The organism is Aliifodinibius sp. S!AR15-10, from assembly GCF_031569985.1.
In the GTDB taxonomy this organism is placed as follows: Bacteria; Bacteroidota; Rhodothermia; order Balneolales; family Balneolaceae; genus JAMQKA01.
This window is the reverse complement of record NZ_JAMQKA010000001.1, coordinates 235,013-248,941: the sequence shown is the minus strand read 5'-3', so window position 1 is coordinate 248,941 and position 13,929 is coordinate 235,013. Positions and strand designations below refer to the sequence as shown.

Annotated in this window: 10 protein-coding genes; all 10 read left to right on the top strand. The window is 46.7% G+C overall.

Going from position 1 to position 13,929, the window contains the following annotated elements:
• The first annotated feature begins 95 nt into the window (after positions 1-95).
• The 10 genes from NC796_RS01000 (at position 96) to NC796_RS00955 (ending at position 13,782) form a co-directional block, all read left to right on the top strand.
• Complete coding sequence (locus NC796_RS01000) at positions 96-545, top strand: plastocyanin/azurin family copper-binding protein (RefSeq protein ID WP_310681301.1); 450 nt, start codon at positions 96-98, stop codon at positions 543-545.
• Positions 546-620: 75 nt separating this feature from the next.
• The gene (locus NC796_RS00995; protein WP_310681299.1) at positions 621-1,928 is read left to right on the top strand and encodes a VCBS repeat-containing protein; all 1,308 of its coding nucleotides are present in this window, start codon (positions 621-623) and stop codon (positions 1,926-1,928) included.
• 179 nt (positions 1,929-2,107) lie between these two features.
• Positions 2,108-4,495, top strand: a complete 2,388-nt coding sequence (locus NC796_RS00990; protein ID WP_310681297.1) for a DUF6797 domain-containing protein — start codon at positions 2,108-2,110, stop codon at positions 4,493-4,495.
• A gap of 64 nt (positions 4,496-4,559) precedes the next feature.
• Positions 4,560-5,471: a hypothetical protein gene (locus NC796_RS00985; protein WP_310681295.1), complete on the top strand. Its 912-nt coding sequence runs from the start codon at positions 4,560-4,562 to the stop codon at positions 5,469-5,471.
• Between the two features lie 46 nt (positions 5,472-5,517).
• The gene (locus NC796_RS00980) at positions 5,518-6,735 is read left to right on the top strand and encodes a serine hydrolase (RefSeq protein ID WP_310681293.1); all 1,218 of its coding nucleotides are present in this window, start codon (positions 5,518-5,520) and stop codon (positions 6,733-6,735) included.
• A gap of 46 nt (positions 6,736-6,781) precedes the next feature.
• The gene (locus NC796_RS00975) at positions 6,782-8,764 is read left to right on the top strand and encodes a DUF5060 domain-containing protein (RefSeq protein WP_310681291.1); all 1,983 of its coding nucleotides are present in this window, start codon (positions 6,782-6,784) and stop codon (positions 8,762-8,764) included.
• A gap of 138 nt (positions 8,765-8,902) precedes the next feature.
• A complete protein-coding gene (locus tag NC796_RS00970; protein ID WP_310681289.1) occupies positions 8,903-9,448 on the top strand; it encodes a hypothetical protein in 546 nt (181 codons plus the stop codon).
• A gap of 570 nt (positions 9,449-10,018) precedes the next feature.
• A complete protein-coding gene (pelA, locus tag NC796_RS00965; RefSeq protein WP_310681287.1) occupies positions 10,019-11,236 on the top strand; it encodes a pectate lyase in 1,218 nt (405 codons plus the stop codon).
• Between the two features lie 77 nt (positions 11,237-11,313).
• Complete coding sequence (locus NC796_RS00960) at positions 11,314-12,660, top strand: nucleoside hydrolase-like domain-containing protein (protein WP_310681285.1); 1,347 nt, start codon at positions 11,314-11,316, stop codon at positions 12,658-12,660.
• Between the two features lie 51 nt (positions 12,661-12,711).
• The gene (locus tag NC796_RS00955; protein ID WP_310681283.1) at positions 12,712-13,782 is read left to right on the top strand and encodes a DUF1593 domain-containing protein; all 1,071 of its coding nucleotides are present in this window, start codon (positions 12,712-12,714) and stop codon (positions 13,780-13,782) included.
• Positions 13,783-13,929 lie beyond the last annotated feature (147 nt).

Here is a 13,929-nt window from a genome sequence, read left to right as displayed (position 1 = left end):
GAATACATAGCAGATATATTTTCATGCAAAATCTTTTTTTATCGTGTATCGCCTTATTACTCATACCATTTTTTCTTATCACAACACATAACCATATGATAGAAATAAATAACCTGGATGATGCTATCATAGAAAACAGATCATTTAAAACTAATGGAGGTCATACCGAGTATGGTGATACAACTGTTGTAGAGATCAGGTCAGAAGGGATTGAGCTGAGTTATTCTGTGACGGAGATACGTGCCAAAGCTGGTAGTATTTTAAAGGTTGTATATAGCAATGATAGTGATATGACTCACAACATTGTATTAGTAAAAGGTGAAGATGATATACGACCGGTGGGAGTAGCCGCTCTCCAGGCTGTAGGTAATGATTGGATTCCGGAAAATGAAATGGACCGTATTCTTGCATATAGTGAATTGGCTTATTCAGGCGATACAGTTGAACTCGTTTTTGAGGTGCCGCCACCGGGTACATATCCATACATCTGTACATACTCTGCTCACTGGACACAGATGCAGGGACGGTTAATTTCAACAGAATAATGCCTTGAGACTATATCTGATGAAATTCACGAGATAATAAATTTACAATTCAACAATAAATTCAATTGCTTAATCATGATTAGGAATAAACGGATATATACCAGCCCAAAGTTGCAAACGCTTTCATTGGCCTTTCTACTGATGTTCACTTGGGGGATAGCCGTGAACACGATGGCCCAAAGTTCTGATAGTGATCCCAAAATTAAATTCCGTACGCATATCATTGACGATTCTCTGATCGGGGGTGCGTTTTCCAATACCGCCATGGCCGATATGGATGGAGACGGAACGCTTGAGTTCGTTATGAGCTCACGAGATACGGATAAAATATATGTATACAAGTATCATGAACCGGGGCATTGGTCCAAATATATCGTAGGCGAAAATCCACCCACCGATGCCGGGGGTACGGTACTTGACGTTGACGGAGATGGACTGCCAGACTACCTGGCAGGTGGGGCCTGGTATCGGAATTCAGGAGACCTCAATGAGCCTTACGAGCAAATAGTATTCGATGAAGACATCATGGATGGCTCTATTCACGACCAGGTGGTAGCTGATATTAATGGCGATGGCAACATGGATATGATCACAATGTCGGATAACAATAATTTCCGGTGGTATGATATTCCCAGTGATCCCACAGATTCGTGGATACGCCACGACATTGGAGAGGCTGTCCATGGCGGTGTTGCTCCCAAAGGATACGGAGATCTCGATGGCGACGGCGACACCGATGTAGTTCGTACAAATGTCTGGTTTGAAAATGTAGATGGAGAAGGAACCGAATGGGAAGAACATGATCTGGGCCCTTTTATGCCGCTGCCAGAAGGTGAACCAAGCTGGGCGGCCAACGCCGCAAGATCATGGGTGGCCGATATAAATGAAGACGGACGACCCGATGTAGTCCAGACCGTTGAAGAGATGAGAGGAGGAAGAATCTGGTGGATGGAGAATCTTGGTGCTGATTCTGATGGCACTGTTCAGTGGCACCGGCATGAAATTTCAGGATGGGCTCGTGTAATGGGAGGTTTGCATTCACTGGGCGTAGCAGATTTTACCGGAGATGGCAAACTTGATGTTATTACGGCTGAACAGGACTGGCAGCGAGCTCGTCCCGGAAAGAACGGTGAGTTAAATCCGCGGTATTATTTATGGGAAAACCTTGGAGTCGGTCCTTCCTGGTCCAACAACCCAACCGTTGAGTGGAAAGAGCATATAATTTCTGATGAAAATCTTGGAGGGCATGAGATTGTATTTGGAGACGTCACAGGCGATGGTAAGCTTGATATAGTTGGAAAGCCCTGGAGCCCTTCAGACAATAATGCGTTGGGTGGGAAAGCCTTTGTGATATTCCTGGAAAACAAATCTATACTGGATTAATCTGCAGGCAGAATACATTTACTAGATAACAGCGCGCGCTGGATACATCGGGTGGCATAACCAGCCACTCGATGACAGCAAAGGTTTTAGGCCTCTGGCTGTAAAGTAAGAAGTAAAAGGTATTCTCAGTTAAGATTATTCAAAGCAGTTGAACAATGAACATTACGTCAGTTTATAGGATGAAGATATTTAAACGATTATTACTTGTATTAGTCTTTGCTTTTGGTTTAATCTTGCCGGTTCAGGCTCAGTTTCAGCCTTCTGACAATATGAATCCAATGGAGCATGGGCCATTTGTTACCTCTACTATTACCCATGATCCGGTTAGTACCAGCAGTATATTCGTGCATAAAGGGATTGCTGTTAAGGTGGGAGAGGATCCACAGGCCGTAATAACTTTTGATACGGATCTTTTACGCATTGCCGGTGCCTGGACCGATGGATTTCTCCAGTGGTACCTGGAACGGGACGGGCTAGAGGATTGGCCCACCCCCGGTGGTATTACCCATTTTGAAACGAGTCAAACGCCCGGGTGGTCGCTCGATGGAGAATTTGATGATCCCAGAAGATGGCCCTATGGACCAATACCAAAAGAACAAGCTCATTACAAGGGCCTGTATGTCCATGGAGAAAAGGTCCTGTTTTCATATACCGTTGGTGACAGTGAGGTGCTTGAGTCGCCCGGTTTTGAGCATGTCGATTCCAATCCCATTTTTACGCGAACGTTTAATGTAAGCTCCACGGAGGAGACGCTGTCTTTACGCGTGCTGCAAGTACCGGATAGTGCAGAAACAGAAATACAGTCTGTTTCTGATTCAAAGGAGTATATAAAAATACAGGTCGGAAACAACACCCGTATTGTTGGAGCACAGGATATCCCTGATAAAGCGGAATGGAGAATTCATAACCGCCATCTCATACTTGATCTTCCCAGCCTCATGCAGCCGATTCAATTCAAAATAGCTGTCGGCCCGATTTTACTCGGCGAAGAAGCAGGCTATATGGAAAGCTACCTGGACCAAGCTGCAAGGGTATCCGATCTTTCTGAATTGAAGAAACCGGGACCGGACCAGTGGCAAACCCTGGAAACAGAAGCGGTAATGGGGAAAGAAGAGGGACCGTATACGGTGGATGAGCTCACAGTGCCTGAACCAAATCCATGGGATTCTTTCATTCGATTAACAGATGTAGATTTTTTGTCTGATGGTCGTGCTGTAGTTGCCTCTCTGAGTGGAGATGTATGGTTGGTTGAAGGTATCAAAGAAGATCTGGGAACACTCCGATGGCATCGATATGCAACCGGTCTGTTTCAACCCAATGGTGTCAAGGTAGTTGATGACAAAATCTACATTACGGGGCGCGATCAGATTACACGGTTGCATGATTTAAACAATGACGGTTATGCAGATTTTTATGAAAATTTTAATAACGATCTGATGGCCTCCACCAATTTTCACGCATTTACGATGAACCTGGAAACGGACTCACTGGGAAATTTCTACTTTGCAAAATCGACTCCCTGGCCGCCCTATGTCAGGGGAGAGGGTCCGCCCAGAGATGCAGAGGTAACCCCGCATCACGGAGTGCTTTTCAAGTTATCACCAAATGGCGAAAAGCTTGAAATAATTGCCAGAGGTCTGCGAAATCCCAATGGATTGTCAATCGGTCCAGACGGGGAGATGGTATATGCTGATAATGAGGGTAACTGGGTGCCCACAAGTAAAGTCCATAGAATAAAGAAGGGGAAGTTTCACGGCTTTATCCCTTCTGCACATCAGCCTGAGAAACCCGAATCCTTTGTGCCGCCGCTTATCTGGGCTCCCCATTATATGGACAATTCTCCCGCTAAGCCGATGTTTATCACAAGCGACCAATGGCCGGAGGAACTTCACGACGATCTGTTGCTGGCTTCTTATGGCAGGGCTAATCTTTCCCTGATCTTAAAGGAAGAGGTCGACGGAGTTTGGCAGGGTGCTCATATGACGCTGCCACTCATGTTCAAATCGGGTCTTGAACGTGGTCGGTTTCATGAGGACGGCCACCTGTATATTGCAGGGATGACGAGCTGGCAATCGATAGGCCAGGACTGGGGTTCATTCCACCGGGTACGATATACCGGGCAGCCCCTGAACATGCCGGTATCCCTCAATACGAAGGTCGGGGGACTTGAACTACGATTTAGCCAAAAGCTGGATCCCGAGGTAGCTACCGATCTGGAAAATTATGAACTGCAAAAGTGGACGTATCCATGGACCAGCCAGTACGGTACCCGCGGAAAGCAGTATTCCGTAGAAAATCCCGGAGAGACTCAACCTGATCCTGTACAGGTTAAATCAGTTCGGTTGTCCAATGATGGGAAGGCGGTATTCCTGGAAATTCCGACCCTAAAACCCGGTATGGTGCGCACCTCACTTGGCACCCTGGAGGAATTGCCAGATATGATTGAGGCCTCATTAGGCTTGGTAATGTCAATAAATTACCAGATAACTACCGCTGATGGGATGGATTTAAGTCACATGATTCATAAAACAATCCATAGAGTTCCAGCCGAAGGATTTGAGGAATAGCCTCGATTATAGAGACTATTAAAATAGAATCGAATATAGAGCTATGATCACAAAAATATATCATATGAAGTCATTAATGGCCTATCTCAGTTTGCCACTTTTATTATTAATGTATGGCTGCCAAGAAGACCAAAAGGCAAGAGAGTCTGCTAATGAGGATGATACCGTAGTAGTGACAAAGGAACAAAATTTTGACTATTTAACGTGGAAGATTGAAACAGCAAACGGGGCATGGCATTTTGAAATTGAGCATGCTGATTCAGGATATACAAGTACGGGGTTTTCTTCTGCTATCGATAGAGAGGGAAATGACTGGATAGGAAATAACTGTGTTGATAATCGTGAGTGGAGAGGATGGCCCAACTTTGGCCCTGACGGGTTTGGTCATCCATGCCGTGGAGGCGGGGGGACTTCTCAGTGGGTTGATGAAAACGGTAATCCCGTTGAATTTGAAGACCGTCTTGAAGGTGAACATCTGATACTGGAATCCTGGAATGACAATTACAGGGTGCTCTACCATTTTTTCCCCAGCCATGCTGCTATTGAAGTTTTGGAGGCAAGGCAGCCTTACGCCTTCCTGTTTGAAGGTCCGATTGCCGGCCAGATGGATATTGACCAGCAGCATTATGTGCTGGAAGATGGGGTGAATTATGGATTGGAAAATGCTAGGGGCCTTGGCTACCTGAACCCGGAATTTGGAAATGATTTCCCCTCGCCGTTCTTCTACTTTACCGATGAAGAAGCCAGCCAAATTCTTTATGTGGGCGCCAAAGGCCACACCGAGGGCGGCGATGAAGGCTGGGCGCAGCCGGATAACATGGTCATCTTTAGCTATGGCCGGGATGAGGATGAGCATGCCCTGACGGGTACTGATGGAGTGGCGGTATTTGGTTTCCTGGATAAGGAAATGGGACACGAACAAATTAGTGATTTTATCAATGCTCGTCTCGAAAACCCATTTAAATCTGTTGAATAAAAATTTGATTTAGTTTTTATGTAGAATATCCACTTGTGATTATGGCATGATGAAATGTAGTGTAGTAAATATTACTTCGATTTTAACTTCGATTATTAAGTGTCTATTTGTATGTGTTTTTTTTCTTATTAGTAGTCTTAATTTTTACGAAAATATCAATTTATATTTCAATAAGAGTAATAATGTCATAGCTCCAGATACATTAAGACAAAAAGAAGAAATAATATTCCCGGGAGATAAATGGGTAAAATCTGCACCGGAATTACAGGGAATTGATTCTACAAAGTTAAAAGAGGCAATTCGCTTTTTAGAAGAAAATTCTGGATTTGACGGGGTAAAAGAATTAATGGTTGTGCGGAATGGCTATTTGATTTGGGAAGGTGAAGAAGTGGACAAAGTGCATGGTGTTTGGTCAGTGACCAAATCATTTACCAGTACTGTTTTAGGCTTGTTGATAGGTGACGGTAAGGCCAATCTTAATACCCATGCAAAGGATATCATACCTGAAATGAATGATAATTATCCCAATCTGGAACTTAGACACTTCACAACCATGACATCCGGGTACAGGGCTCAAGGAGATGAGCCACGTGGTGATTATACACATGGACCAAGTGCGACACCGTTTATTCCTGGCAATCCCTTGTTTATACCTCCTGGTTCAAAGTATGCATATTGGGATTCAGCTATGAATCAATTTGCAAATATTTTAACCAGAATTGCAGGAGAGCCACTAGAAGATTTTCTGAAACGTCGAGTATTCGATCCTATCGGTGTGAATCCTGATCAGTGGCGATGGGGTGATTTTGGGAAATTCGGAGGGTATAAAATTAATGGAGGTGCAGGTAATCACGGTAATCATATTTTTATTTCAGCAAGAGAAATTGCCCGTGTCGGCCATTTATTCTTAAACCATGGTAACTGGGACGGTAAACAGCTTATTCCAGAGGATTGGGTACAGAAAGCCAGTGCCGTACAAGTTCCATCCTCACTCCCATTGGGACATTCCGAAAGTGGATTAGAAGGTAGTGGTGTTTACGGATTTAACTGGTGGGTAAATGGGATCAAGCCAAATGGAGAGAGAAAATGGCCCCATGCACCAAATGAGACATTTTCAGCTTGGGGCCACAACAATAACAATCTCTTTATTATACCTGAATGGAATATGGTTTTAGTTAGATTAGGTATGGATCAAAGTGATAAAGAAATCACCGATAAAATTAATAGCCAATTCCTTCAAAAAATAGGTGAGGCAATAAAGTAAAAGCTTAAAGTAAACATAAACCATTGCAATTCAATAGATTAAAACCATGAAGAAATTAACATTTTTAATAATTTTGATATTAGCACTTCTAACAAGAACAGATATTTTATTAGCTCAGTCTAATGGTTCGATTGATGGAGAATTAAAAAAGTGGCACCCTGTTACCATTACGTATGACGGACCCGAAGTGAGTGAAACCGATGCCTATAATCCTTTTCTTGGTTACAGGCTTAATGTCACTTTCCGTCATGAAAGTGGAGAATCGGCATATGTAGTACCTGGCTACTATGCAGCGGATGGAAATGCAGCTGAAACAAGCGCAACTTCAGGCAATAAGTGGCGTGTACATTTCACTCCGGACAGAACCGGGCAGTGGACCTACACGGTTTCCTTCCGCAGGGGTGAAGATATTGCTGTGAACCTGAGTTCAACCGCAGGTGAATCCGTAGCATTCGACGGTGTGAGTGGCTCAATCAATATCGCGGAAACCGACAAAGAAGGGCCGGATCACCGAGGGAAGGGGATGCTCCGATACGTCGGTGAAAATTTCCTTCGGTTCGATAACGGGGAATGGTTTATGAAGGGAGGGGCAGACGCGCCAGAAACGCTCTTTGCCTACGAAGACTTTGATGGAACCTATCTGCAAACCGGTGCCACATCTCACTCCTATGACGATGAACTTTTGTGGGGAAGCACGCAGCATCGGGATAGCCGCGGTTCTTTCGAGCTCAAATCATATGAAGCTCATATTCAGGACTGGAACTCCGGAGATCCGGTATGGCAGGGCGACAAGGGTAAGGGGCTAATCGGTGGGTTAAACTACTTGGCAGAAGAGGGGATGAATGCATTCTCGTTCCTGGCGTTGACTGCAGGGGGAGATGGAAAAAACGTATGGCCTTGGATCAATCATAAAGAACATACCCGTTATGATGTGTCCAAGCTGGCGCAGTGGGAGATGGTTTTTTCACATGCCGACCGTAAAGGCCTCTTCATCCATTTCAAAACCCATGAAACAGAAAATGACCAGTTGTTGAATGGCGGTTTCCTTGGGTCCGCCCGTAAGTTGTATTATCGTGAACTGGTGGCACGTTTTGGACATCATCACGCTCTGAACTGGAACCTCGGGGAAGAGCATGACCTGGTCAATGAGTTGGGCGATGCGGAGATGGAGCTGGCTAAATCAGACGCTAAGTACCTGCATGCGGTGGACCCGTATGATCATCCAGTAGTCATCCATACTTATCCCGGACTTTATAGTGAAATTTATGGTCCATTGGTGGGATTTGAATATATGGAGGGTGCTTCAGTGCAATCTGATAATATGCGGCCTTGGGAGAATTTCGAAAGAATCCACGATTTGGTTGAGAATGCAAGTGAATCCGGCAGGCAATGGGTCGTTTCTCTTGATGAACCAGGCAGTGGAGGTCTGGGTGTAACAACCGATGACTGGGACGACAATTATAATCAGGATGATGCGCGAGCTATTTACTGGGGAACCATAGCGGCAGGCGGAGCTGGGATCGAATGGTACTTTGGCTACAGCGAGGAACACAACGATCTTGTTGCTGAAGACTGGCGAAGCCGAGACGCTTTATGGGATTACACCCGCTATGCCATGGAATTCTATAGGGATAACGACATTCCTTTTTGGGAAATGGAGAACGCAAACGATCTAACAAGAAGTGAAAAAGATTTTGTCTTTTCAGATCCCGGAGAGGTATATGTGATCTATCTTCCGGACGGCGGCGCTTCTACCCTTGATCTTGAAAATAATTCCGGAACTTACTCGGTAGAGTGGTTTAACCCACGTGAAGGTGGAGAATTACAGCAGGGTAGAGTTTTGGAAGTTCCACAAACGTATTCGCGAGAACCGGAAAGTGTGCTTTCAGCCGTACCAAATATTAAGACCCCTGTTGTAAGAGATGGACGCGTGGTTGAGGTGAATGGCCCTGGTCATGTTTCACTTGGTATTCCACCAGTAGAATCAGAAGAGAGACAGGACTGGGTAATACTTGTTCGCAAGAAATAAGCCGGGCTTTAATCCTCTTAACTTCTTATTTCCCTGCCTCAGCGGTGCTTGAATGCCCGCTGGGGATTCTTCAAGCCACACTTAAACCAGTGAGTAAGTGAGGCTTCATTATCAATCTGACCCAATCTTATGAATGCAATGATGAATAATAATATCTGTCTCTACTTAATATTTTTAATTGGTTGTTTTGTAGTGGGTTGTGGTCAACAGCAGGATGGAAAAGGAGAAGCCACCATTGAGGCCCCTAAAACTGACACACTTTCAGCCATCAGTGACTTTGACCGTTTGAACATTGATGGCTATGTCCCGGCCTATAAAGATAGTTCCAGGAATGCAATTGCTGTGAATTCAGTAACATATCCAGACCAATTTGGGGCTGCTGAAACAATATGGCAGGGGATGTCCGGGCAGTATAATGTGACCATCGAAACAATGCCGGAAGAGGATGGCGAATCAACCTACCAGCTATTTGTTAACGGGGATCTCAAAGGCAGCTATGTAAATCCGGAGACCGATCAGGCATTTGGAAATTCTCGCCATACATGGAATCAAATTCAAATAAATACAGGAGATACGGTTCGAGTGGCATCCAGCACCCATTCAAATGGATTGATACCCGAGAATGGCGGATTTGCCTACGCCCGGGGGCGATGGAACAGCTTGATTTTGGAAAAGGTGCAGTAAGCAGAGGAAGTGCGGTAAATGGATTCTATAGCATCTTCTCACCGCCTGATACAATTTGTCCACTTAAGTCGAATATACAATTCCCATATACCTTATTAACTCCCAACCCTTGATTGGGTTGGAAGTTTTTTTAAAAACAACTGGGTTTATTTGAAGTGATACCGATTGCTGTTTTGGGGAGGACTCTTCTATAACTATGTATGTAGAGAATTTGCAAAAACCTACGACTTCGTCATTCTGAGCCCGTCGAAGAATTTCCTGAATCCGATTGATGCCGTTAAATAGAGATCCTTCACTACGTTCAGGATGACTGCCCGGTTTTGCAAAGGCCTCTATGTATGTAGTAATATTAAAAATTCAGTTTGTAGTAACCCAAGATAAGTTAGTAGGGTATGAGCAGTAACTTTCGCAGTTGAAAGCCCAAAAAATAAATACAAACATAACATTTGACTTAAAGAGCAGTTCGTAGTGCCTTATCGACTGTTGGTCGAATATTTTTTGATAGGTCTTCAATCCTCAGTTGCTTATAGCTTTAATAGAATAGTAAGACTATATGGGAAATGGAGTAATATGAATAACGAGCAACCCGAAAGATCGAATTTCGCATTTCAATATGATGGTATAAATCCAAATCCCAAGCTGTGGAAGGTGAAAATGGATCTGGGTAGCGTATTAAAACTACTGTGCATACATCTGCTTTTGATTATATCTTTTATCTCGTGTGATGAAAAGGGGCAATCAGGGGGAGCAGTTGCAGTAGATCCAATTGACTGGGATGACGCACTTGAGCAGGAAGCGGAATGGTACCAGGGTTCAGAAGCTGTTCGCATAGCAGACAATGTATTGCTTTACCAGCACGAGAGCGGTGGCTGGCCGAAAAACCTCGATATGGCCCAGGTGCTCAGCGAGGCGGACAAAGACAGCATTCGTAAAGAACAGGCCGAAGGAGGAACAACGCTCAGCAACATCACCATCGACAACGGTGCCACCTACACACAGATGCGCTACCTGGCTCGCGTGTACAATGCCACCGGCCACGACCGCTTCAGGGAGAGCTTTGAGCGTGGGGTGGACTACCTGGTGGAGGCCCAGTACGATACCGGTGGCTGGCCGCAGTACTATCCCATCAGGGAGGGATATTATGAAATGGTCACCTTTAACGATGGAGCGATGATCGGGGCGATGCGCATGCTGCGCGATGTAGCGGAAGGGGAGGATCTCTATTCGTTTGTTGATTCGGACCGGCGGCAGCGTGCTTCCGTAGCGATTGAGAAGGGGATAGAAGCTATCCTGGATATGCAGATCATGCAGGATGGGCAACGCACCGCCTGGTGCGCGCAGCACGATCCGGAAACGCTTGAGCCGGCCTGGGCGCGTTCCTACGAGCCGCCGTCCTTTGCGGGTGCTGCAAGTGTTGGTATCGTACGTTTCCTGATGGCAGTTGAAGAGCCCACCCCGGAGATCATCGCCGCTGTTGAAGATGCCCTTGAATGGTACAGGGACACAGCGATCCACGGCTATCGATACGAGGAGTTTATCGATGAAGAAGGACGGGAAGACAAGCGGCTCGTGGAGGATCCCGACACGGGACCATTGTGGGCCCGTTTTTACGAGATAGGGACCAATCGACCTATTTTCATGAACCGGGATTCAGATATTTTCTATGAGTACTCAAAGGTACCACAGGAACGCCGAGGCGGTTATGACTGGTACGGCGACTGGGCCGAGGAACTTCTGGAAGAGGAGTATCCCCAATGGAGTGTCAAACATAATCCCTCTTCGGAATGAGCTAAAAGATGATTGTCAAGATTGTCTCACTGAACGTTAAATTTAAAATCTGTACATCTTCAATACTCAATCCTAATATGATTATGAGAATAAGTTCTATTTCAATCCTTTTGGTTTTTGTACTCCTTTATCTACCTCTTTCTGCACAAGATACAGATACCATAAATTCTAGTGAGAAGCCGCGAATAATCCATTTGACGGACCTCGGGGCTGACCCTGATGACAGGCAATCGATGGTTCGCTTCCTTGTGCAGAGCAACGAATTCGATGTCGAAGGGCTGGTTGTACAAACCGGGTGCTGGAAGAAGAGCCAGTCGAACACGGCCATGCTTGACGAAATAGTCGATGCCTATGGAGAAGTACTGCCCAACCTGCGAGTACACAGCTCGGAATTTCCTTCCCTTGAATACCTGCGTTCGGTGTCCGTCTTGGGTCAAACCGGGTACGGGATGGCAGCAGTAGGTGACGGAAAAGACAGCGAAGGCTCCGAACTGATCATATCAGCCGTTGATGAGGACGATCCCCGGCCGGTATGGGTCACGTTTTGGGGCGGGGGCAATACCCTGGCTCAAGCAATATGGAAAGTACGGGAAACCCGGTCAGATGCTGAATTCCAGGAGTTCATAAGCAAGATCCGTGTTTATGATGTGCTCGGTCAGGATAATGCCGGCACCTGGATCGCCAAAAATTTCCCCGAAATACCCTACATACGGGCAACAGGCGTCTATGGATGGCAGCCCAGCGATGAGTGGTTGGCTACGCACATACAAAACCACGGTCCGTTAGGTGACGAATATCCGGACAGAAAATATGCCACTGAAGGCGACACTCCAGCGTTCTTACACGTACTCCCCAATGGACTAAACAACCCGAACAAACAATGGCACGGGGGCTGGGGAGGCCGTTTTGAGCGCGACAAAAAAGCCGGAATCAGGGGCATGTCATGCATGGAGGGCGAGGATGCCGAATACGATCCCTACTATATGTATGGAAATACCGATGCAGGCGCCAAGGCCATAAGTCGCTGGAAACCGGCTTACGATAACGATTTTGAGGCCCGGATGGACTGGACTGTAACGAGCACTTATTCGGAAGCTAACCACCACCCGGTGGCAGTTGTAAACGGCGACGAGACCAAACAAATCCTGCATATGACGGCCGATGCAGGTTCAGCCGTGAAACTCAATGCGAAAGGTTCCAATGATCCGGATGGGGACGCCCTGAGCTACAACTGGTTTTTCTATGAAGAGCCAAGCACCTATGACGGATCGTTGTCTGTTCAGAACAGCAGCTCCGCTTCCACTGAAGTGGCTGTACCGTCGGATGCTTCAGGCAAGAATATTCATGTGGTTCTGGAAGTGACTGATGATGGGGATCCTGCTCTCACCAGTTACCGGCGAATTATTATTACGGCAGAAGAATGAACTCAGGAATGAATCAAAATACGCAACCTAAATTTTTTACTGAATAATCTTATGAAACGTCTCTCCCTGCTCATACCAATCATAATACTGGCAATAACTGTCGATGGATATTGCCAAAACACCAATGCCAAGGAAGATCAATATAAACCTCGTGTCATCATTTCCACGGATTTCCCCCCGCTGGATGTGATCCCGGGTGGCGACTGCCACGGCCCCAACTATAAGTGCAGCGACCCTGATGATATCCAGTCAATGGTTCGGTTTCTGTTGTACACCAACGAGTTCGATGTGGAGGGGCTGATCGCCTCGGCAGCCTCTTTTGCGAACATAGCCGATAAGCAACCCATTCTGGACGCCCTGTGGCACTATGATAAGGTGGATGAGAACCTGCGCGCCCACGATCCGCAGTTCCCCAAAGCCGATTACCTGCGGTCGGTGACCTTCGAGGGCCGTGATGGAACCTGGGGCGAGCCCGCTGACGAAATACTGGGCGAAGGCATGGACAGTGAAGCCTCCGAGGCAATTATTGAAGCTGTTGATCATCCGGATCCCCGCCCGGTATGGGTCTGCGTGTGGGGCGGCCCGCGTGAGGTAGCGCAGGCGATCTGGAAAGTACAGAACAACCGCAGCCCGGAGGAAGTCCAGGAGTTTATCAGCAAGCTGCGGATCTTCCAGATCGGGCTGGGCGATGATCCGGGGCAGGACGGCTCCGGGCAGTGGATGCTCGACAACTTCCCAAACCTGTTTGTGATCTCCTCCCAAGACACCTACGGCGGCATGTTCGCCCTCGATACGGAGCTGGGCAACCTGCAATGGATTAATACCCATATTCGGAACGGCCATGGGCTACTGGGTAATATCTATCCGGAGACCGGGTTCCACCCGGACAGCCCCGGCGTGCAGGAGGGCGATACCCCTTCCTTCCTGTACTTGGTCAGCGCGGTATATGGAATAAATAACCCCGAGGATCCAAGCCAGGAAAGCTGGGGCGGGCAGTACGCCCAGCGCGATACCTCCACAAACCACTGGTTTGACGGGCCTGGTCCGGAGAGCGTCTCCAAATGGCGGGAGGACTACCAGGAAGATTTTGCACGCCGTGCCGACTGGATGCTGCCGAAATAATTGAAGGGCCTTGAAGTGCCCGTCGGGCGGCTGGTTTTGCCGTCCGACGGATCTGTTGAGAGCATTTCAACCCGTCCGATCGCAAAACCAGCGACCGGACGGGAGGGCAAAGTCCCCTTGAAATAATAAATCCAACAATAGATGACC